At 64.0% G+C, this 19933-nt stretch carries 16 protein-coding genes and 1 pseudogene; 7 read left to right on the plus strand and 10 right to left on the minus strand.

What is annotated here, in order from left to right; all coding sequences use genetic code 11:
* Positions 1–45: 45 nt before the first annotated feature.
* The 4 genes from AC1MCA_RS10445 to AC1MCA_RS10460 all read right to left on the minus strand — a co-directional run bounded on the left by AC1MCA_RS10445 (position 46) and on the right by AC1MCA_RS10460 (position 6026).
* Complete coding sequence (locus AC1MCA_RS10445; RefSeq protein ID WP_479796716.1) at positions 46–897, minus strand: glycoside hydrolase family 16 protein; 852 nt, start codon at positions 895–897, stop codon at positions 46–48.
* Positions 898–1061: 164 nt separating this feature from the next.
* Positions 1062–2225, minus strand: coding sequence for a DegT/DnrJ/EryC1/StrS family aminotransferase (locus tag AC1MCA_RS10450; protein WP_479796718.1), 1164 nt, complete (start codon positions 2223–2225; stop codon positions 1062–1064).
* Positions 2226–2423: 198 nt separating this feature from the next.
* A complete protein-coding gene (locus tag AC1MCA_RS10455) occupies positions 2424–5117 on the minus strand; it encodes an AAA family ATPase (RefSeq protein WP_479796720.1) in 2694 nt (897 codons plus the stop codon).
* Positions 5118–5360: 243 nt separating this feature from the next.
* Positions 5361–6026, minus strand: coding sequence for a DUF1345 domain-containing protein (locus AC1MCA_RS10460; RefSeq protein WP_479796721.1), 666 nt, complete (start codon positions 6024–6026; stop codon positions 5361–5363).
* A 270-nt stretch (positions 6027–6296) separates the two neighbouring features.
* Here AC1MCA_RS10460 and rpsF point away from each other — a divergent pair, with 270 nt between their 5' ends.
* The 4 genes from rpsF (at position 6297) to rplI (ending at position 8086) form a co-directional block, all read left to right on the plus strand.
* A complete protein-coding gene (gene rpsF / locus AC1MCA_RS10465; protein ID WP_011693941.1) occupies positions 6297–6602 on the plus strand; it encodes a 30S ribosomal protein S6 in 306 nt (101 codons plus the stop codon).
* A 73-nt stretch (positions 6603–6675) separates the two neighbouring features.
* Complete coding sequence (locus AC1MCA_RS10470) at positions 6676–7251, plus strand: single-stranded DNA-binding protein (RefSeq protein ID WP_108597659.1); 576 nt, start codon at positions 6676–6678, stop codon at positions 7249–7251.
* A 127-nt stretch (positions 7252–7378) separates the two neighbouring features.
* Positions 7379–7618, plus strand: a complete 240-nt coding sequence (gene rpsR, locus AC1MCA_RS10475; RefSeq protein WP_003800144.1) for a 30S ribosomal protein S18 — start codon at positions 7379–7381, stop codon at positions 7616–7618.
* Positions 7619–7633: 15 nt separating this feature from the next.
* Positions 7634–8086: a 50S ribosomal protein L9 gene (gene rplI / locus AC1MCA_RS10480; protein WP_108597660.1), complete on the plus strand. Its 453-nt coding sequence runs from the start codon at positions 7634–7636 to the stop codon at positions 8084–8086.
* 181 nt (positions 8087–8267) lie between these two features.
* Here rplI and AC1MCA_RS10485 read toward each other — a convergent pair.
* Together AC1MCA_RS10485 and AC1MCA_RS10490 are read right to left on the minus strand one after the other, a co-directional pair.
* Positions 8268–8689: pseudogene (locus AC1MCA_RS10485) on the minus strand (DUF1801 domain-containing protein).
* Positions 8690–8720: 31 nt separating this feature from the next.
* Positions 8721–9677: a metallophosphoesterase family protein gene (locus AC1MCA_RS10490; RefSeq protein WP_479796723.1), complete on the minus strand. Its 957-nt coding sequence runs from the start codon at positions 9675–9677 to the stop codon at positions 8721–8723.
* 272 nt (positions 9678–9949) lie between these two features.
* On the opposite strand from AC1MCA_RS10490, the gene AC1MCA_RS10495 reads away from it, so the two are divergent.
* Both AC1MCA_RS10495 and AC1MCA_RS10500 read left to right on the plus strand, forming a co-directional pair.
* Positions 9950–10576 (plus strand): FMN reductase, encoded by a 627-nt coding sequence (locus AC1MCA_RS10495; protein ID WP_479796724.1) that lies wholly within the window; start codon positions 9950–9952, stop codon positions 10574–10576.
* A gap of 67 nt (positions 10577–10643) precedes the next feature.
* On the plus strand, positions 10644–10997 hold the full coding sequence (locus tag AC1MCA_RS10500) for a TFIIB-type zinc ribbon-containing protein (protein WP_479796727.1): 354 nt from the start codon (positions 10644–10646) through the stop codon (positions 10995–10997).
* A gap of 18 nt (positions 10998–11015) precedes the next feature.
* Here the strand turns inward: AC1MCA_RS10500 and AC1MCA_RS10505 are convergent, their stop codons facing one another.
* The gene (locus AC1MCA_RS10505; RefSeq protein WP_479796728.1) at positions 11016–11585 is read right to left on the minus strand and encodes a hypothetical protein; all 570 of its coding nucleotides are present in this window, start codon (positions 11583–11585) and stop codon (positions 11016–11018) included.
* Positions 11586–11587: 2 nt separating this feature from the next.
* Positions 11588–12043 carry a hypothetical protein gene (locus tag AC1MCA_RS10510; RefSeq protein ID WP_479796729.1) on the minus strand — a complete coding sequence of 152 codons (456 nt, stop codon included), beginning with the start codon at positions 12041–12043 and terminating at the stop codon, positions 11588–11590.
* A 686-nt stretch (positions 12044–12729) separates the two neighbouring features.
* On the opposite strand from AC1MCA_RS10510, the gene dnaB reads away from it, so the two are divergent.
* Positions 12730–14112 carry a replicative DNA helicase gene (dnaB, locus tag AC1MCA_RS10515; RefSeq protein WP_479796733.1) on the plus strand — a complete coding sequence of 461 codons (1383 nt, stop codon included), beginning with the start codon at positions 12730–12732 and terminating at the stop codon, positions 14110–14112.
* A gap of 26 nt (positions 14113–14138) precedes the next feature.
* Here the strand turns inward: dnaB and AC1MCA_RS10520 are convergent, their stop codons facing one another.
* Both AC1MCA_RS10520 and AC1MCA_RS10525 read right to left on the minus strand, forming a co-directional pair.
* Positions 14139–15107 carry an acyl-CoA thioesterase gene (locus tag AC1MCA_RS10520; RefSeq protein ID WP_479796735.1) on the minus strand — a complete coding sequence of 323 codons (969 nt, stop codon included), beginning with the start codon at positions 15105–15107 and terminating at the stop codon, positions 14139–14141.
* Positions 15108–15255: 148 nt separating this feature from the next.
* Positions 15256–19623, minus strand: coding sequence for a rhamnogalacturonan lyase family protein (locus AC1MCA_RS10525; RefSeq protein ID WP_479803356.1), 4368 nt, complete (start codon positions 19621–19623; stop codon positions 15256–15258).
* Positions 19624–19933: the final 310 nt, after the last annotated feature.

Consider the following 19933-nt stretch of genomic DNA (forward strand, 5'->3'; position numbering starts at 1 on the left):
CTTCACGACACACGGGATGGCCGCGGCCGGGAGCCGCTGCGGGAGTCAGGGAGTAGTACCGGCCGGCGCATAGACGCGCACCCAGTCCACCCGCATTTCACCAGGGCCGTTAGGGGAGTCGTCCGGGAACCAGTCCAGTTGCAGCGTCTGGTGCATCGATGCAGGAGGCTGGTGCCCGGGGTCGGTGTCCTCAAACCACTTCACCCCATCCACGTAGCCGACGATCCCCTGGGGAGACCAGTCAACCGCGTAGTTGTGGAACTGACTGACGTCCAGGGCAATGGCCGTCGACGTCTGCTTGTTCGCACATGAATAGTGATGGTAGAACTTCATGACGTTCCAGTCACCAGCGGTCTCAGCGTAGTCAACTTCTCCTTCACACGGCCAGTTCCTGCTGTCCGGCCACAGGAGCGCCACCAGATGGTACTCATTGTCACCCGAGCCCGCCGCCCGAACCTCCCACCGGCCGTACTTTTGCCTGCCGAACTTTGCGCTGATTCCAGCGGTCGTGCCATCCGGTGTCCCGTTGATGACCATTTTGGAACCGTCTACGGTGACCTGCTGCGGACTGCGGATGCCATTTCCCGCATGCCCGGCACTGTTGTACACGGACCACTTCGCGGGGTCCGGGGCCCCGGTGTAATCGAACTCGTCGCCGGCGATCGGCGTCCCCCAGTTCAGATCCGTGGCGGCCGAGCCGGTCGACAGTGTTGTCGGCGTCGGCTTCGGCGTGGGCGTGAGCGTCGGCTTCACCTTGGGCGTGGGCGTGGGCGTTGGGATGGCTGAAGCTGAAGTGGTGGCCGGCTCTGCCCACTCGACTGTCGGTTGAGCGGACGGTGCCGAGCAGCCAGCCAGGAAGATTGCCGCCACCCCCAGGACGAGCAAGTGTTCACGCATACTCAGATGATAAGCGCATCGCCTGGCGGGGACGCCTCTGCGGCCGCTCCCAAAGACATTCCGTACGCCCGCCCGCTTTGCCTGGCCGTGGCATAACGGGCACCGCGGAGGCCCCGGGAAGCCACCTTCCGGGGTAACGCCGGCAGCGCTCAGTATCGGACCTCTCACGGGCGGATCCCGGCTGCCGCACGAATGCTGTTCATGACGCGGTTCAGGCCCACGTTGTCCAGGTTGTGGAAAATCGGAAGAACCAGGGTCCGGTCGGTCAGGCGTTCCGTGGCCTGGAGCCCTGCGTTTCCAGTATCGCGCCACCGGTAGGCGGGCTGTCGGTGTGCCGCCATCGGGCCGCGGCACGCTGAAATCCCGGCATCGGCCAGGCGGCCCAGGAGCCCTTCCCGGTCGGTGGCAAAGCCCGGGAGGACTTCGAGCCAGAAGGACTGGAAGTTGGTTTCCCCGTAGGGCGGATCGGTGACCAACCGGAGCCCGGCGAGGACGGAAAGGCCCGCCTCATAACGGGCCGCGATCTCCCGGCGGCGGGCCACAATCTCGCCCAGCCTGCCCAGTTGCACAATGCCGAGCGCAGCCTCCAGTTCCGTCATCTGGTAGTCGAAGCCGACCTCGACGTAAACCTCCGGCGCGGCCACGGGGGAGCGGCGACGGTCCGCCGGCGGCACGTTCAGGGAATGGGCACGGAGGCTCCGGGCCCGTGCCGCCCAGTCCGCCCGGTGGGTTGTCAGCATGCCTCCTTCGCCGGTGGTGAGGACGTTTTCCGGGTGGAATGACCACACGGCAATGTCCGCCCCGGTGCCCACAGGCCTGCCCCGGTACGCAGAGCCAACGGCGCATCCGGCGTCTTCGATCAGGATGATTTCGTGCCGCTCGCACAGCTCGACGACAGGGTCCAGGTCAACCGGAACGCCGGCCTGATCCACCACGATCACGGCCCGCGTGTCCAGGGTCAGTGCCGCCCGGACAGCGGCCGCAGTCACGGTGCCCGTGACCGGATCAACGTCGCAGAATACCGGCCGCGCCCCGACGTATGTCACGGCATTGGCGGTGGCGATGAACGCCAGTGACGGAACCACCACGTCGTCGCCGGGACCGATGCCCGCCACGACCAATGCCAGGTGCAGCGCGGACGTGCCGCTGGACGTTGCGACGGCGTGGCGCACCTCCTGCACGGCGCTGAAGTTCGCCTCAAACTCCTTCACCTTCGGCCCCTGGGTGAGCACTCCGGAGGCAAGGACCTCGGCCACGGCGCGGGTCTCATCGTCGCCGAGCCACGGTTCCATGACTTTGATGCGGGCCAGCACGGTTTCCGCAGTCACCTGGCACCGGCTTCTCTGGCGACCGTACTCATTGTCCGGGTCCTTCCCGTCCTGGCCCCCAGGGACTTTGCATTCCGTACTGCCAAATTAGTTGGCTGCGTTCCCTTCCGGCGCGGGAAGCAGCCTGTTGTGTGGGCCCGGGCACGGAACCATGCGGGAACTGCGGGAACCTGCAGATCCTGTATTCCGGCCGTTGGCCTAGAGGAAGGGAAGGACATATTGTTCACTGGCCCGGGCGGCCTCCTTGCCCGTCGCGAGGGCTGTCAGCTGTGCGCGTGATTCAACGCCGAGCTTCCGGTAAATCGTGGTGAGACGCACCTCTACGGTCCTCACGGACACGTAGAGGGTTGCCGCGATTTCCTTGTTCCGCATCCCGCGCGCCACCATGCGGGCCAGCACGCGCTCATGGTCTGAAAGCAGGAGGATTGCGGGGTTGCCGGGGGCTCCTGCCGGTTCCATCCGTTCGTCGAGCAGCAGCGACCCGACGTGCTGGGCCCAAGCGTCCGCACCGGCTTCGTCAAACATGACCTTCGCGCGCATCAGGCCGTCCTTGGCCTCGCGTTGCCGGCCAAATGCGCTCAACCGCTCCCCGTAGCACAGCAGGGTCCTGGCGCGCTCCAGAACCGAATCCTGGGAGGCCGGGGACTCGAGGGCGTACTTGAACAGGTGAAGCGACTGTTCGCCGTCGGCAAGCATGGCCCGGCTGCGGGCCACGGCCGTCACCAGCCAGGGAGACCGCTGTCCCACGGCGCGGCCCGCCAGCTGGCGGAGCGCCTGGGTCGCTTCGTGGTGGCGGCCCAGGCGGACCAGGACTTCCACCAGATCCGCCTCACAGCGGAGCAGGGTCGGGTTTCCGTATCCCGCTCCGATCTCGGCGGCGCGGGAGAGCTGCGCGAGGGACTCCGCCAGATTGCCGCGCATGAGTGCGAAGTGCCCCTGGCAGGCCGCCAACTGTGCGGTGATGGCCGGATGGCCGTCCGCCCCGAAGAAATGCTGCGCCTCTGCAACGTACAGCCGTGCCATAGCCTCATCGCCCAAGGAATGGGCCCGCCATACCCGGAAGATGTGCCGCATCCCCCGGTGGTATTTCGCTTCCGGTTCGTTGAGTTCCAGGTCTTCAATGAGCCGGATGGCCTTGCGGACATGGCCCGCCCGGATCTCGTTATCAACAGCGAGGCAGTCTGCGGTTTCCCGCCAATTGACGTTGCTCGCTTCCGCCGAGTTCCGGACGATGGCGAAGGCTTCCTGGGCAAGGTCATGGTGTCCCGCGTAGCTCAGGGCCCTCCCCTGCACCAGGAGCGTGGCAACAGTCTTGCCGGCAGCCTCGTGCTTACGGCTAACGTCATCTGTGTTGCCACTGATCGCTTCGATCAGAATTTTGGCCTGGTCTGCCACCGCCAGGGAGTTCTCGGAGGCGGCGTCCCCGAACTTTTCGGCGTGTTGGAGCAGCGCTTTCGCATCCTCCAGTTCCCACCGCTCGGCGTAATAGAGCGAACCGACGGCCAACAGCGAGGCGGAGTAAGCCGGATCGTGCTGCCCGAACTCCTTGACAAGGCGGAGCACCATGCTGGACCGTACGGCAGCGCCTTGCATGAATTGGATTTCGAAGGCGAGCCCTGTGAGGCGAAGAATAAGCGGAGGGTTGCGTGTCACGCGCTGTGCCCAGTCCAGGTAGCGCCTGGCGTAGACGAACTCACCCCTGTTGAACAGCAGTTCCGCCACCGCTGTGAGCCGTGCCGCTGTCTCTGCTTCCCACGGATTGATGGTGAGTGCGCGCTCGATGAATTCCACGGCGAATGACACTTCTCCGCCCCGGATCAGGTCAACGGCGAACCGAAGCAGGCCAAAGGGTGTCTGGCGTTCCAGTGCGGTGAAACTCTGGTGCCACCGGTGTGCGTACGGGTCCGTTTCCCCGGCGGCATCGGCCAGCGCGCGGTGGTTGGCTGTCCGGATGGCCGGTGTCATGGTGCCGAACGCATAACCACGGAGCAACGGGTCCTGGATCCGCAGGTACGGACCGGACCTGCTGACCATGCCGTTGGCCAGGAGCTCGTCCACGCCTGCCCAGACGTCGCCATCAACTTTTTCCAAGGCGGCGATGTCACTCCGGCAGGATAACGACATGAGGTCAAGTAAGTGGCGCGCGGCCGGGGTCAGGCCGCCCACTGTTGCGGCGAACTCCGCCTCAAAACTTCCTTTGCAGGGCAGCGGGATGGGGAGCGCATACTTCCCTTCCGCCTGGCGCTCCAGCAAGCACGTATAAAGTTCGACGGCGGCCAACGGGTTGCCTTGGGTGGCTGCGGCTACGGCGTGCACGGCCGCCGTCGCGGTTTGCCGGGCGGGGATCGCTTCCAGCATACGAACGGTGTCGTTGTAGCTGAGCACCCTCAGGTGCAGTGCCGGCAGGCTGTTGAACGGACTGTCCGGTGAGTCTTCCCGGACGCTGCTGAAAAGTGCGATCTCGGTGCCGGCCAGGCGGCGGGCAAGGAATCCGATCACTGCCTGGCTGCTGGGATCCAACTGGTCGGCGTCGTCTATCACGATCACGGTCCGTGACGATGAGCGTTGGTGCAACCCGTTGAGCAGCATGGTTGAAACGGTGGGGACGTCCATGGCGCCAGTGGAATCCCTTAGGAGGTTCTCGGCGAACCGGTTGAGCACAGGATCGTCTATCCCGTTGAGGAGCGCGGTGAGGCCTGACAGCGGCCAGTCGGACTCGGAGGCGCTGGCCCGGAGGAAGACAGTTCGGTATTCAGAGAGGCGCGGGATCTCGGACAGGAGGGCGGATTTGCCCACGCCCCGCCGCCCGACGATTGTCAGCGCAGATTCCCGGGGCCCCCGGATCACCGAGAGGATCCGCTGCAACTCCATGCTTCTGCCAATTAACGACATGCGGCCCCCATCTTCCAAGAAGGAGACCGATTCCTTTTATATCCGGCACTGCTTTATGAGGGATCCGCACTCTCACAGGTTGCGGATCAAAACTTCTGGACGCTTAATTAGCGTCCAGCACGGTACCCAGCCGATGGATGCAAATATAGCTTCGATCAGGGTGTTGCACCAGAGAAATTCGAGGTCACGTGTACTCGACTTTTATGTGGGGTATTTTGCGCATTTGCAGGTATCAATTACGCATTAGACCGCGAGTCCCAGCACCAGGTTGATTGTCGCCGCAAGGATGACAGTGCCAAAAAGGTACGAGAGCAGGCTGTGTTTAAGCGCCTCGCGCCGGATCCGCGGATTCTCAAGGTTGGTGTCCGATACCTGGTACGTCATTCCGATGCTGGTGGCCAGGTAGGCGAAGTCGGTGTATTGCGGGGGCTCGTCCTGGTTAAAGCTGACGCCGCCGTCCTTCTCCCCGCCGTAATAGTGGGCCGCGTATCGCAGCGTAAAAAGCGTTTGCACGAGCATCCAGGACAGTGCCACGCTGGCCAGGACCAATGCCGCCCCGCCCACCTGCGTGGCGTCATCGCGCCTGTGGGAATAGACCACGACGACGGCGACTGCGGCCAGGGACGCAACGTTCGCCGCCAGTATGAGCAGGTCGGTGGTGGGCCGGGAGGGGTCTTCGGCGACGGCATGGGCCTTGGTCTCCGCTGGATCCATGCGGCCGACCACCAGCCAGACCCAGGCGACGTAGACAAAGGATGCGGTAGCCCACCCCGCGGCCGGCGCCTGGACCCACAGGCCAGCGGCGCCGGCTGCGGCGGCCGCACTGAGTCCGGCCGCCATCATGGCCACAAACCTGAGCCGGCTGCGCCTCACCTTGAGTGGGCGGGCATTGTGCTGGGCGGCTTCCATGCCCTGTACTCTAGCTTCGGCCCGGCACGCCGTGGACCGGCCACGGGCGCCGTTTTCCACATACGCCGCCGCCGGCTTCCGGCGTTCGGGGTCCTTCGATAGCCTTTGAGTCAAGCGCGAATCGCCTATCCGTTCCAAATGCACTAAGATATTGAAGTCTGTGCTGCGCCCTGCCTCCGTTCCGTTGGCGGGGCTTTGCATGGCATCGCAAATGAACCTCCTGTTACGGAAATGCCGTAACCGCTTAGCCCAAAGGAGGTGGGTTCACATATGCGTCCTTACGAATTGATGGTAATCATCGACCCCGAGGTCGAAGAGCGTACCGTTGAGCCGTCGCTTCAGAAGTTCCTGAATGTCATCACCAACGATGGTGGAACCATCGAAAAGGTTGACATCTGGGGCCGTCGTCGGCTGGCCTACGAAATCAAGAAGAAGTCTGAAGGTATCTACGCCGTGGTGAACTTCACCGCCAAGCCGGATACCGCCAAGGAACTTGACCGCCAGTTGTCTCTTAACGAGACCATCATGCGCACCAAGATCACCCGCCCCGAAGAGCAGAAAGTTGTTGCTGAGTAATTTCAGCTTCAATCTTCATTCTTTACCCCGCAGGATCGAATTCTTCATCCAGGATCGAACAAGGAGGCAGTAGATGGCAGGCGAAACCACTATTACGGTCATCGGTAATCTCACCAATGACCCGGAATTGCGGTTCACACCGTCAGGTTCGGCAGTAGCGAACTTCACCATCGCTTCCACCCCACGCACCTTTGACCGCCAGTCCAATGAGTGGAAGGACGGGGAAACCCTGTTCCTCCGCGCTGCCGTCTGGCGTGAAGCAGCCGAGAACGTCGCCGAGTCCCTTACCAAGGGCATGCGCGTGATTGTTTCCGGCCGGCTGAAGAGCCGTTCCTACGAAACCAAAGAAGGCGAAAAGCGCACCGTAATCGAGCTCGAAGTCGATGAAATCGGCCCGAGCCTGCGCTACGCCAATGCCAAGGTTAACCGCACCCAGCGCTCCGGCGGTCAGGGTGGACAGGGTGGCTTCGGCGGCGGCAACGGCGGCGGTGGCTTCGGTGGCGGCAACTCTGGTGGAAACCAGGGCGGCAACTCCGGTGGCTTCGGTGGCGGCAACCAGCAGGCTGCACAGGAGGATCCCTGGGCAACGCCCGGTGTCTCCAATGCGGGCGGCTGGGGCAACGGCCCCGATTCCGAACCTCCCTTCTAAACAACAAAAAACAAGGCCCGACGCCGGGACCGCCCAGGTGCCAAAGGCACCCAGGTTACTGCCGCCGTCGGACCACCACCATCCCGTGGATCAACATCCACGGGCTCCCTAGAATAGGAGCTCCACGATGGCTAAGGCTGAACTCCGTAAGCCCAAACCAAAGTCCAACCCCTTGAAGGCCGCTGACATCACTGTCATCGACTACAAGGACGTAGCATTGCTGCGCAAGTTCATCTCCGACCGCGGAAAGATCCGCGCCCGTCGCGTCACTGGCGTCACGGTGCAGGAACAGCGCAAAATCGCCCAGGCAATCAAGAACGCCCGCGAAGTTGCTCTGCTGCCTTACTCCGGCGCTGGCCGCGGTTAAGGAAGGGAAACTAACATGGCAAAGCTCATTCTGACCCACGAAGTAACCGGTCTCGGTGCTGCTGGCGACGTTGTCGAGGTCAAGGACGGTTACGCACGTAACTACCTGCTGCCCCGCAACTTCGCCCTGACCTGGTCCAAGGGTGGCGAGAAGCAGGTTGAGTCCATCAAGGCTGCCCGCGCCGCCCGCGAGCACGCTTCCCTGGAAGACGCTCAGAAGCAGGCCGCTGCACTCTCCGCCAAGCCGGTCAAGCTCGTCGTCAAGGCTGGCGAGACCGGACGCCTGTTCGGCACCGTCAAGCAGGCCGACGTCGCTGACGCTGTTGAGGCCGCTGGCCTTGGCCGCATCGACAAGCGCAAGGTTGAACTGCCGGCACACATCAAGTCGGTTGGTTCCTACCAGGCCAACGTCCGTCTCCACGACGACGTTGCTGCTGTGATCGAACTCGACGTAGTCGCAGGCAAGTAGTCCTCAGGGCTACGCAGCACTGAACTGCCGGAAGACCCCCGTCGCCCTCACCGGCGGCGGGGGTCTTTCTGCGTCCCGCGGACAGCCCGACGCCACTGCAACGCGGGGTCACTCAAGACCCAATAAACGGCTTCCGAGCGGCATTAAGTGACCCCGCGTTGCTGTGGTGGCCGGGGGTGGGTCAGGGGCTGTGCATCACTGTGGTCACGTGCCGGTAGCCCGCCCGGATCAGCTCGGCAAGGACTGCCTCGTCCACATCCTCGAGCTTGTTGAGTACAGGCAGCCCGCGCCGGTCTTGTACTTACCCAGCCTCGGCAGCAGTTCCCCGGCCTCGGGGCCATAGGTGAGCCCGTAGAGCGAAAGGCTCGCCTTACGGGGAGAAAACCCCACTGCGGCGGCATCGCCCTCCCGGCCCGTTTCGTATTTGTAGTGGTAGTGCCCGAAGCCCACAATTGTGGGTCCCCACATCTCCGCTTTCTCTCCGGTGATCCCAGTCATCAGCTCCAGCAGGCGAAGGCCGTCACGATGCCGGACAGGGTGTTCGACGGCGGCGATGAAGTCCTCCACTGACGCGCCGGTTGCCCGTGTCTTGTTTTCAGCCATGCAGGCAGTCTGGCAGAGCCAGCGCGGCTTGTCAGCCGCGCGTGCCTGAGTCCGTGCTTGAGCCCGACGTTGGAACGAAATTCCAATCAAAAGATCCGTCGTCCCTGAGTGTCAGCCGAAGGAACCCGTGAGTGTCGCTGAACCGCTTCTCGATGTACGGCGGACTGCTGGTGAACGGACGCAGGCCGATACCTCCCGTGGAAACCTGGAAGGCTGTCATGCCGTCACTGACGCACTGGTCGGCGTTGTCCACCGGACATGACCGTTCGTAGTTGTGTTGGGACCCCGACAGGGTCAGGCGGACCCGGTGCTTCCACATCACGTCGATCCACGGCTTGTGGTCAGCGGCCCGCTCATGCTCGTCCGTGTTCGATGTGAAGTACGGTTCGTGGTAGACGACTGCCAGATGCTTACCGGCCGCCTTGGCTGCGGCGAGGTCTTCATCGAGCCATGCCGTCAATGACCGGGCCTGCTGGGGGTTATACCGCCAGTGGGCGGACGACAGGAACGCAAAGTGCCAGTTCCCGAAGTCCTTGGAGTAGGCCCTTCCGTTCCCGATGAACCCGCGCTGTTCGTTGATGGCTGCCTTGTCCTTGGACCCCGGGCACTGGCCGTTCATGAAGTTGTCGAGGTCTTCGTTCCGACCTGGTTCCCAGTCGTGGTTTGGCGCAGACACCCAGTACAACTTGGGCATCGTGCCACCCCACAGGGGCGCCCAGTACTTCACGAAGTCGGCGCAGTCCGCAATGTCGTACTGGAAGTCCCCGAGCCCCAGAAACGCCTCAATTTCGTTGTCCTGCACGAGCCGGGTGATCGCTGCAGCGTTCCGGCCGGACGGGCTGTCCGGGTCAGTGGTCTTGGGGCCGTTCATGTCGCCGACAGCAGCGATCCGTACTTCAGCCGCAGGGGACTGCCGGTCAGGCGGCTCCGGACCGCTGGTGCAACCCGCGATGGAGACCGCCAGGAGGGCTGCCGCGGTTGTGGCCACACCCCGGAAGGATCTGAGACGAGAGAGGGCCGACTTCATCCGATATCCCTTCGAGGAGGGGACCGCCGGTCGGCTCCTGGGACAGCCAGGCACCGGCATCTCTCGATGTTCCCCAAGGCTCGATGGGCTGTCAAGGATGCGGGTTGTGCGGGGTGCCGCCGTCCGCGCAGCGCCTCCGCCCGTGGTGCGGAATAAACGCAGGCTGCCGCCGGTTACCTCGATACATGCAAACACATGTATCCTTGTATCAACCGAACTTTCAGGAGTCCATCGTGGAAACCCGCCGCATCACCGTCCTTTCCGCCGGCCTTGGTGTCCCGTCTTCAAGCCGGCTTCTCGCCGATCAGCTTGCCGCCGCCGCAGAACACCGGCTCACTGCCGCGGGCTATGGCGTGAGCGTGGACGTTGTTGAGCTCAGGGACTTCGCCGTGGACATCGCAAACAACTTTGTCACCGGCTATGCGGGCCCGCGCCTGGCTGATGTCATCACCGGCGTGGAGGCCTCCGACGGCATTATTGCCGTCAGCCCCGTCTTCAGCGCGTCCTACAGCGGCCTTTTCAAGTCGTTCATCGACGTCCTTGATCCAAAGTCCTTGGAAGGCAAGGCCGTGCTGCTCGGGGCCACCGGTGGAACGGACCGCCACCAGATGGTCCTCGAGTACGCCATGCGTCCGCTGTTCAGCTACCTGCGGACCAGGATGACTGCCACCGGCGTCTTTGCCGGCCCACAGGACTGGGGGAACAACGACGACGGCGGATCACCCCTGTCGGCCCGCATCGACCGTGCAGCAGCCGAGCTTGCGGACCTCCTCACGGGCGGGCAGCCGGGCTCCCGGCCCGCCGTGGCGCAGTCGCTGCCGTTCGAACAGCTGCTGGCAGGCATATCGGGTGGCCGTTGATCCGGTGCTGATCCTGGCTGCCGAACTAACCAGGCCCGCCGATCGTTGACCGGTCATGAAATGTCCCGTGGATTCGATTGACCTGATCATGAGCGAACGCAGCGGTGTGGAGATTGACTACTGCCCCCAGTGCCGCGGCGTCTGGCTCGACCGGGGTGAGCTGGATAAGATCATCGACCGCGCCAACGAGGCAATGGGGGGAAGCGCCCCGCCGGCTGCCCGCCCGGCTGCTGCGCCGCAGGCATCGGCGCCGGTCCCGCCGCCCTTGTATCCCAACTTTGAGCCCCAGCGTGGCCAGGCCCGCTACGACCGGCCCCGCTCTGACGACCGGAACTACGGCAGGCAGGGCTATGACCGTGACTACGACCGCCGGCGGCCCAAGAAAAAGGAAGGCTGGCTGGGGGACCTGTTCGACTTCTAGGGCCCAGCAGGCGCCCGGCTAGTCATCGAGCAGGGCAATGAACTCGCGCGCCTGCTTCAAGGTGATGTCCGAGTGCCTGGTGAGGGCGTTCGCAGCGGCCTCTGTGTCGCCGCTTCGCGCCAGAGTGCGGATACGCCCGTAGATTTCGTCGTTGAGCATGTTGCTGCTGACCTCCCGCGTGACATCACCCTTGCTGGCAATGGCACGGTACCGGTACGGGAACCGCTGAGGTGCGTCGTCGTCAGTGTCCACCTCGGCCGTTTCTGCCGGAACGCTGCGGTAGGGCTGCGGGTGGGCGGCCAACGCCGCCACGGCGTCGCGGGCAGAGCGCAGGCCCTCACCTGTGGACTCGTAATAGAGTTTGATGGCCGCCATTGCCTGACCCTGTGCGATCAGGGCGTACAGCCGGCGGTGCTGTTCTTCGGTGAGTTTTGCGGCGGCGCTGCGTGCCAGCTCTACCGGATCCGGCGGCGGAACAGAGCCCGCTTTCCTGGCGGATGACTGCCGCCTGCTGAACGCGCGGGCTGCCAGGGCCACTGCGGCGCCGACGACCGCGAGGATAATGACGGGGATCACGAGCGATTCCATTTCTAAAGCCGATCTACATACTCTTTGGCGGTGGCCAGGTCTGTTTGGGTTGCTTGGCGGAGGAGCTTGATGGCTTCAATCTTGTGCCCGTTACGGGCCAGCGTCTGAAGCTGCAAGGCAAGCTGTGGGTCCAACTGCCCGCCGTGAGCCACCGAGTGACCATGGTGACCGGCCGCCGTCCCGGACTGGGCGCGCTGCGCGGCGCGGGCGTTGCCTTCCTGCTGCAGTTGCTGTTGTTCGTTCTGGCTGGGACGGGTTTTGGCCTCTAGCCGGGCACGTGCGGCCGTAGCCACCCGCACCTGTTCCGCATAATGCTCTGCCGAGCGTCTGGCGAGGTCCTGTTGATATTTTTCCGCATCCGAAGTCCCCGAATCACGGGGCCTCAGGGCTGTTGTCAGTGCCCAAATAACTGCCCCCAGGATGATGGCCGGCAGCAGGACCATCAGTATGTCGCCCATGTTTAGAGCTTATGCCAGACGGGGCGTTATCCACAGCCCATTCCCGCCTTGCATACATGGCTGCCGCCGTCCCGTCAAAGCCGGCAGAGCCTGTGGGGTTCATCACGGGAAGTGAATGAATCAGCCCTCCGAAGGAGGCCAAAGCTGTCCCGGTCCGGGCCTGCCGGGCTGCAAGCTGTGGATGAAGGTTTCGAAAAATAATATTTCGTCCACACCCCGGAATAATGTTTGTGCAGGTCAGAGGCTTGCAGGGGTGCAAAGTATTTTTGTTTCCACAGGTTCACCCACAGGCTGTGCACAAGCTATGCCAGTTAGTGCACAGGTTATCCACAGGCTGGACGGGAGGTGGGCTTGGACAGTGGAGCGGGGGCGGATAGCGTAGCGGGAGACCTGTTCCTTGAGGTGCAATCAGCGCCGCCGCGGACGGGTATGTGCCCCGGTGGCAGGTACCCATTCCTGCTCCGGCGGCAACCTCTGTGGATAACTTTGTGGATTGTGGGGATAACTCTCTTTGCCCGCACAACCGACTGCCCAGGCCCACGCGGCCTTCGTTGTCAGTGGCGGCTGATAGACCTGAAACCAGCCGCGCTGGAGGCAGGGTTGTGAAAGAACCACAGGCCGGCATCCGGCAGGAATTGGCTTGAACGCCGCGGCATCACGCGGCATATAAACGGAGGACGGCAGCTTTGTCAGTAACGCACCTGGACTCGATCGACGGTACCCGCGGATCAGAAACCAGCCGAAAGCCGCCCCAGGACATCCCCGCTGAGCAGTCTGTTCTTGGCGGCATGATGCTTTCCAAGGATGCCATTGCCGATGTTGTGGAAATCCTCCGCGGCCAGGATTTTTACCGGCCGGCCCACGAAACCATCTATGAGGCCATCATTGACCTCTATGGCCGTGGCGAGCCCGCCGACGCCGTCACCGTCTCAGATGAACTGACCAAGCGTGCCGAGATCAACAGGATCGGCGGCCCGGCCTACCTGCACGAGCTGATCCAGACCGTACCCACCGCGGCCAACGCCGGCTACTACGCCGAGATCGTGGCCGAACGGGCTGTCCTCCGCCGCCTCGTCAACGCAGGAACCAAGATCGTCCAGCTGGGCTATGGCTCCGATGGCGAGGTGGAGGATCTGGTCAACCAGGCCCAGGCTGAGGTCTACGCCGTGGCCGAGCGCCGCACGGCCGAGGACTATGTGGTCCTCAAGGACGTCATGGAAGCCACGGTGGACGAGATCGAAGCCTCCGGACACCGCGGCGAAGGCATGACAGGTGTGCCCACCGGCTTTTACGAGCTGGACGAACTTACCCACGGCCTGCACCCGGGCCAGATGATTGTCATCGCCGCCCGGCCCGCTGTCGGTAAGTCCACGTTTGCCCTGGACTTCGCCAGGTCGGCCGCGATCAAGAACAACCTGGCCACGGTCATGTTCTCCCTGGAAATGGGCCGGAACGAGATTGCCATGCGCCTCCTCTCGGCCGAGGCAACCATCGGCCTGCAGGACCTTCGCAAGGGCACCATCAAGGACGAGCAGTGGTCCAAGATCGCCACCACCATGGGCAGGATGAACGATGCCCCGCTGTTTATTGACGACAGCCCCAACATGTCGCTGATGGAGATCCGCGCCAAGTGCCGCCGCCTCAAGCAGCAGCATGACCTCAAGCTGGTGATCCTCGACTACCTGCAGCTCATGAGCTCGGGCAAGAAGGTGGAGTCGCGCCAGCAGGAAGTCTCCGAGTTCTCCCGCGCGCTCAAACTCCTGGCCAAGGAGCTCCAGGTGCCGGTGATTGCCCTCTCGCAGCTGAACCGTGGCTCCGAGCAGCGCCAGGACAAGCGGCCCATGGTCTCGGACCTCCGTGAATCCGGTTCCATCGAGCAGGATGCTGACATGGTCATCCTGCTGCACCGTGAAGACGTCTATGACAAGGAGTCACCGCGTGCAGGCGAGGCTGACATCCTGATCGCCAAGCACCGTAACGGACCCACCAAGGACATCGTGGTGGCGTTCCAGGGCCACTACTCCCGCTTTGCGAACATGGCGGCCGACGCCGGAGGTGGCGGCTTCTAAGGTCCACCACCGCCGTTGGAACGGGCTTAGCCCTGGGCCAGCAGGTGGTTGGGGAGCCGGTTTCCCGGGGCTGTGCCCCGGATTTCGAGCAGCTCGCGCGCATGCGCGTGCAGCCGCTTGTCCTCTTCCGAGACCGGCACCCAGCGGGGGATGGGCACGGAGGTGCCTTCGGCGTCGCGCGCCACCATCACGGTGAGGCAGTACGTGGTCAGGTTCAGCTCCCTGGTCTTCGGATCACCGGAGCGCACGTGGACAGCCACGTGCATTCCCTTGGTTCCGGTGTAAACCAGGCGCGCCTCCACTTCCACCACGTGGCCGATCAGCAGCGGGCGGTAGAAGCGGACGCCGCCGGAGAAGACCGCTACCGTGTCCAGGCCGCAGTAGCGGGAAGCGCAGACGTAAGCGGCTTCGTCGATCCACTTCATCACGATGCCGCCGTGGACCTTCCCTCCCCAGTTCACGTCCGTGGGGGCGGCCATGAACCGCAGCGTCACACGCTCGGCCGTCCCGGCGTCGGTATATTCCTGGGCGTTCATAGCTTCGACGATCCGTTCCCGGACCTTGATCCGTGCCACGGCGTGATCGCGCTGTTCGATCTCTTCCGCGGTCACCGGCTCAAACTGCCTTACCGGGATCGGTTTCCCGTCATCGCCAACCGCTACGAAGATGACGATGCACTGGCTGCGCATCGTGGCCGGTCCACCCTTGGGGTCGCTGGAGGAGACCACGGTCCGGATATGCATGGAGGAGCGGCCCGTGTACACGATGGTGGCCTCCACCTCCACCATGTCGCCGCTGTTCACCGGGTCTGCGAAGTGGATGTTGCCGACGTAGGCCGTGACGCAGTAGGACTTTGCCCAGCCGACGGCGGCAGCATAAGCGGCCTTGTCCACCCACTCCAGCACGGTTCCGGCGTCAACGGACCCGCTGTGGCCCACGTCCATCGGAGCGGCCAGGAAGCGGAGGGTCACGGAATTGGCGGCGGACTCAGTCATGCTGCGATCTTACTGAGGCGCCGGGGTTACCCGGGCGTCAGGGAGGACACAAAGACGCAACAGGAACTGCCCCGCCCGCCGGAGGGCGGACAGGGCAGTTCGTGGTGCAACGTGTTGTTCCGCTGCCGGTTACGGCGTGTCCAAGCGGTTAACGTGCGCCGGTGTACGTGATATCCGGCTGTGCAGGCAGCTCCATGCCGGCACCGATAAAGAAGCCGGGATGCGGCGGCTGGTTGTAGGAGATGTTTTCGCGCGCCACCGAGAGGCGGTACACAGGATCGTGCATCAGGGTCCGGAGCCGGACGTCAGTGCCTGCGGTGGTGGTGTAGATCCGCAGTTCCGTGCTGTCCGACGACGGCCACGCGATTTCCTCTCGCCAGTCGCCCAGGAGGTCGGCCTGGATGGCCGGGGTCCCCTTGGTGCTGTTGTTCGACTTCGCACCCGCGGCCGTCAGGAGCCGGTCGCTCGATTCCGTTTCCCAGTTCCATTTCGAGATAGTGGGTGTTCCCTTGCTGGTGGTGGCATCCCAATCGTGGTCCACGATCTCGCGGAGCAGGTCTCCGTCCCACCAGGCAAGGAAGTTGGCCGCCGGGATGTTGTTGGCGATCAGGCCGCCCTTGGCTGAGCGGAGTTCGCCCACCGGGGAGTTCCACGCGGCGTCGCCGCCGATTGCCCAGCCCTCAGCCCCGGCGTGCCGGGGGTCGATGTCGCCGGCTGCTGCCCGTCCGGTGTCCTTGACGGCCGGAATGCTCCAGATGACCTCACCGGTCCGGGAGTCACGGAACGTGGCGCCCTTGTTCCCGCTGGAACCCATGTCCTCGTGGGCGGCGAACGTTTCGAGTCCCGGCCGGGAGGGGTCAAGGTCACTGGTGTGGATCGCGTCGCCGTGGCCAAGGCCGGTGTTGTAGAGCGGCTTGCCGTTGTCATCGATGGTCAGGGAGCCAAAGACGAACTCGTCCTTGCCGTCAGCGTCCACGTCGGCCACTGAGAGGTTGTGGTTTCCCTGGCCGCGGTACTGGGCGCCTGCGGTGTCTGAATCGAAGATCCAGCGCTTGAGGATCTTGCCGCCCACGAGATCGTACGTGGCCAGCACGGTGCGGGTGTAGTAGCCGCGGCTGAACATCATGGAGGGGTGTTCGCCGTCGAGGTAGGCCACGGCCCCCAGGAAGCGGTCCACGCGGTTGCCGTAGCCGTCACCCCAGGCTGCCACGTCTCCGCGGGGCGGATCGTAGGCCACGGTGTCCATGATGGTGCCGGTGGCGCCGTGGAAGACCGAGAGGTACTCCGGTCCTGTCAGGACGTAGCCGCTGCTGTTGCGGTAATCCGCAGTGGCGTTTCCGACGACGGTGCCTGCGGCGTCACGTGTGCCGTCCGCTGTCTTCATCGCGATTTCGGCCTTGCCGTCGCTGTCGAAGTCGTAGGCGAGCAGCTGCGTGTAGTGCGCGCCGGCACGGATGTTCGGGCCCATGTTGATCCGCCAGAGCTTGGTCCCATCCATCTTGTAGGCGTCCACGTAGACGGTGCCGGTGTAGCCTGCCTGCGAGTTGTCCTTGGAGTTGGACGGCGACCACAGCTGGATGACCTCGTAGGTGCCGTCGCCGTCGACGTCGGCAATGCTGGAGTCGCCGGCGGAATAGCTGTAGAGCTGCCCGTCCTTGGTGTAGTCGTCGGCAGGCTTGTCCAGCTTGACCGCCAGGTAGTCCTGCGCCAGGGGGGCGAACTCGGCGGTGAGCTGGTCCGCGCCGTTGCCCACAGCCTTGATGACGTACCGGGAGCCCGCGGTTCCCCCGGCATCAAGGTAGCTGGTGCTGTTCCGGATCGGGTCAACGGTGAGCTGGACGCCGTCGCGGATGACATGGAAGCCGATCTGCTCAGGATCAAGGCCCAGCATGCGCCAGCCTACCCGGACGCCTTCGCCTGTCAGCAGCGCAACGGGGGCGCGGTCAAGCGCCTCCATCTGCCGGTTCACAATGGTGACCTTTTCGGTCCCGATCACGGCGGACGGCGCGGATTCGCCGCCCTTGTTCACGGTGGTCACGCGGTAGTAGTACCTGATGGTGGTCAGGACCGTGGTGTCCGTGTAGTTCACCTCGGTGGCCCGGCCGACGTACTCAAATGGTCCGTCCGGGGACGTGGACCGGTAGACCTGGTAGGCCGCAGCACCGGTGACCCTCTGCCATTTGAGGCTGATGCTGGTCTTTTCGATGGCCTTGATGTCCACTTTGCCGGTGGCAGCCGGCACTGGAGTGTTCGGATCCACGAGGGCCACGTCCACGGTGTTGGAGGGGACCGACTCGAGGCCGGTGTGGTCCACCGCGGTGACGAAGTACTGGTATTTGAGGCCGGCGAAGGCGCTGCTGTCCCGGAAGGCTGCTGTGGTGACGTTCTCTGCGACCAGCTGCGGGTCAGCTTCATGGGCTGCCTTGCGGAACACCTTGTAGCTGGCGGCATCGCCCACAGCGTCCCACGCGAGGTCCACCACCGGCGGTTCCGCGCCGGCGTCGATGGCCGTGGTGCGCAGATTGGTGGGTCCCACGAGGAGCGGGGTGACCTCGAGGCCGTTGAGGCGCTGCCCGGAACCGCTGATGGTCAGGTTGAGCTGGCCGTCGGAGACCAGGACCTGGTTGATGATCTTGGTGGCGGATGAGGCCTTGGACGAGGCCACCTGCCCGTAGGGGGTGCCTTCGGCGGCTACGTCGGTCCGGGTGGAGCCGATCCAGTCGCTGTGGTACGTCTTCAGGGCATACGTGCCATTGGGCACATCGAGCTGGAATTCGAAGCTGGTGCCGCTGAGGACGAAGTCGCGCAGGAGGTTAGTTGTCACGGCGCCGCGATCGCGGTCGCTGAGGACGGTGATGTCCTTGAACCCGAATCCACGTTCCTTGGAGTACGCCATGGTCCTGTTGACCTCGGTGTAGCCGGGTTCAACCGGGGCTCCCACGGGGCCGAAGTCGAATTTGTACTTGGCTTCCTTGGTGGTCAGGTTCAGGGTGTCGCTTGGCTCGGAGAGTCCCTTGCCGTTCAGGGCAGCGACGCGGACGTTGTAGGCCGTGCCTTCGGCCAGCCCGGTGAGGTTGGCAGTGGGGACGGTCGCGGTGGTGGCCAGCTTCCAGGCGGTGTCCGGTTCGGAGGCCAGCTTGCGGTAGACCTTGTAGATGTCCGCGCCTTCCACCGGCTGCCACTTCAAGAGGGCCCCGGCGTTGGAGATGCTCCCGGCCACCAGTCCCTGGGGCTTTGCGGGAACGGCCGACGGCGGGGTGATCTCCTTGACATGTGCGGCCAGCGGATCGCTGAGCTGCTTGACACTGCCTGCGATCAGGCGTGCGATCTGGATGGCGCCGTATTCCTGGAAGTGCGTGTTGTCCACGGTGCCGGTGGGCCGGTTCGGGTAAACCCCGGCGTCGACGTGCAGGAAGACGGACTTGGTGTCCTCCGGGCCGATGGTGTCGTAGTAGGCGCGGCTCATGGCGGAGAGATCCACCAGTGCCACGTTCTCCTCGGTGGCCAGTTCCTGCATCTTGGCCACATATTCGGGGAAGCTGACGCGGAATTTGCCGGTTGCTTCGTCGTAGTCGCGCCGTCCCACGGGCGTTACCAGGACGGGGGTGGCGCCGCGTTGCCGGGCACCATCGACGTACGTCCTGAGATATTCCTTGTAGTCGGCCGGGGAGGCGTAGCGGTCATCCACGCCGAAGGTCGCGTCGTTGTGGCCGAACTGCACCATGAGGTAGTCCCCGGGGTTGATGACCCGGAGGATCTCGTCCAGCCGTCCCTGGCTGATGAAGTTCTTTGAGCTGCGGCCGCCGATGGCGTGGTTCCTGAAGGCCACCTTGTCATCGAAGAAGCGGTCGATCATCTGGCCCCAGCCCGCCTGCGGAACGTAGCCGGCATCGTAGGTCTGGACCGTGGAGTCGCCGGCCAGGTAGACGCCGGGGTCAGTGGTGGCAGCGCGCGGAGCACGCGCAGCAATGACCAGCGAGTTGATCTTGGCAGCCGTCCCGGTGAAGTCCAGATTCAGCTGCCCGTCGACCAGCGAAATGGGGAACTCCATTTCCAGGTACTGGCCCGCGGGTTTGTCCGTGAGCTGGACCTTGGCCATCTTTTCGGCCGTTATGGCGATGTTGGTGGCTTCAGTGGCGTCACCGGCAATGAGCTTGACGGTGTAGTCGCCATTGGGCAGATCCACCAGGAAGCTGCTGCCCTGCGCCTGGACGAAATCCGAGCGGAGGGCGTCGCCGGTGCCGCGGTCCACGCCGGAGGTGACGGCGGTGTCCGTAAAGCCAAACTTCCCGTCCGCGGAATAGGCGGTGGCGGCGTCGACGCGGGTGTAGCCGGTTTCGGTGCTGCCGGGGCCGAAATCGAAACGGAAGCCGCTGCCGACCGGCGGCAGGGCCGTCTCCGCTTGGACTGCCGGCAGGCCCGTGAAGGCCAGCGCCGCGGAGGCAACGGCGGCTGTCACGGCTTTGGTGCCCAGGGAAAGGCGGCTCCGGCCAGGGTTCGGCGGTGGTTCCGCCATGTTGAGCGGACTGTCTTGAGGGGGATGGATCACGAACATCTCCTTTGATGAGCGGTGCGGAAGCCCGGCCACTGCGGCGGGCTTGGATCGTTTCAATACAATCGGAAGACTTGTGGTGGCTGTTTTCTGGGGTGCGCCGGCCTGGAAGGCCGGCGGGTCGGGATGGGCAGGGGACGCCTCGGTGACAAGCAACGCGGATGGTGATGCGGACCACCCTTGTTATCGTTCACAGGTTTACCAGTGCAACGTTGTAGACGTCAAGACTTTTGCGATTGTTTTCTGGGAGTTGCTGATGCTCACTGTGAGTATT

The sequence above is a fragment of the Arthrobacter sp. BK1 genome, assembly GCF_056680055.1.

Coding starts and splice junctions, on each gene's coding strand:
- AC1MCA_RS10445 (WP_479796716.1), bottom strand. CDS start 897: ATGCGTGAACACTTGCTCGTCCTGGGGGTGGCGGCAATCTTCCTGGCT.
- AC1MCA_RS10455 (WP_479796720.1), bottom strand. CDS start 5,117: ATGTCGTTAATTGGCAGAAGCATGGAGTTGCAGCGGATCCTCTCGGTG.
- AC1MCA_RS10460 (WP_479796721.1), bottom strand. CDS start 6,026: ATGGAAGCCGCCCAGCACAATGCCCGCCCACTCAAGGTGAGGCGCAGC.
- rpsF (WP_011693941.1), top strand. CDS start 6,297: ATGCGTCCTTACGAATTGATGGTAATCATCGACCCCGAGGTCGAAGAG.
- AC1MCA_RS10470 (WP_108597659.1), top strand. CDS start 6,676: ATGGCAGGCGAAACCACTATTACGGTCATCGGTAATCTCACCAATGAC.
- rpsR (WP_003800144.1), top strand. CDS start 7,379: ATGGCTAAGGCTGAACTCCGTAAGCCCAAACCAAAGTCCAACCCCTTG.
- rplI (WP_108597660.1), top strand. CDS start 7,634: ATGGCAAAGCTCATTCTGACCCACGAAGTAACCGGTCTCGGTGCTGCT.
- AC1MCA_RS10505 (WP_479796728.1), bottom strand. CDS start 11,585: ATGGAATCGCTCGTGATCCCCGTCATTATCCTCGCGGTCGTCGGCGCC.
- AC1MCA_RS10510 (WP_479796729.1), bottom strand. CDS start 12,043: ATGGGCGACATACTGATGGTCCTGCTGCCGGCCATCATCCTGGGGGCA.
- AC1MCA_RS10520 (WP_479796735.1), bottom strand. CDS start 15,107: ATGACTGAGTCCGCCGCCAATTCCGTGACCCTCCGCTTCCTGGCCGCT.
- AC1MCA_RS10525 (WP_479803356.1), bottom strand. CDS start 19,623: ATGGCGGAACCACCGCCGAACCCTGGCCGGAGCCGCCTTTCCCTGGGC.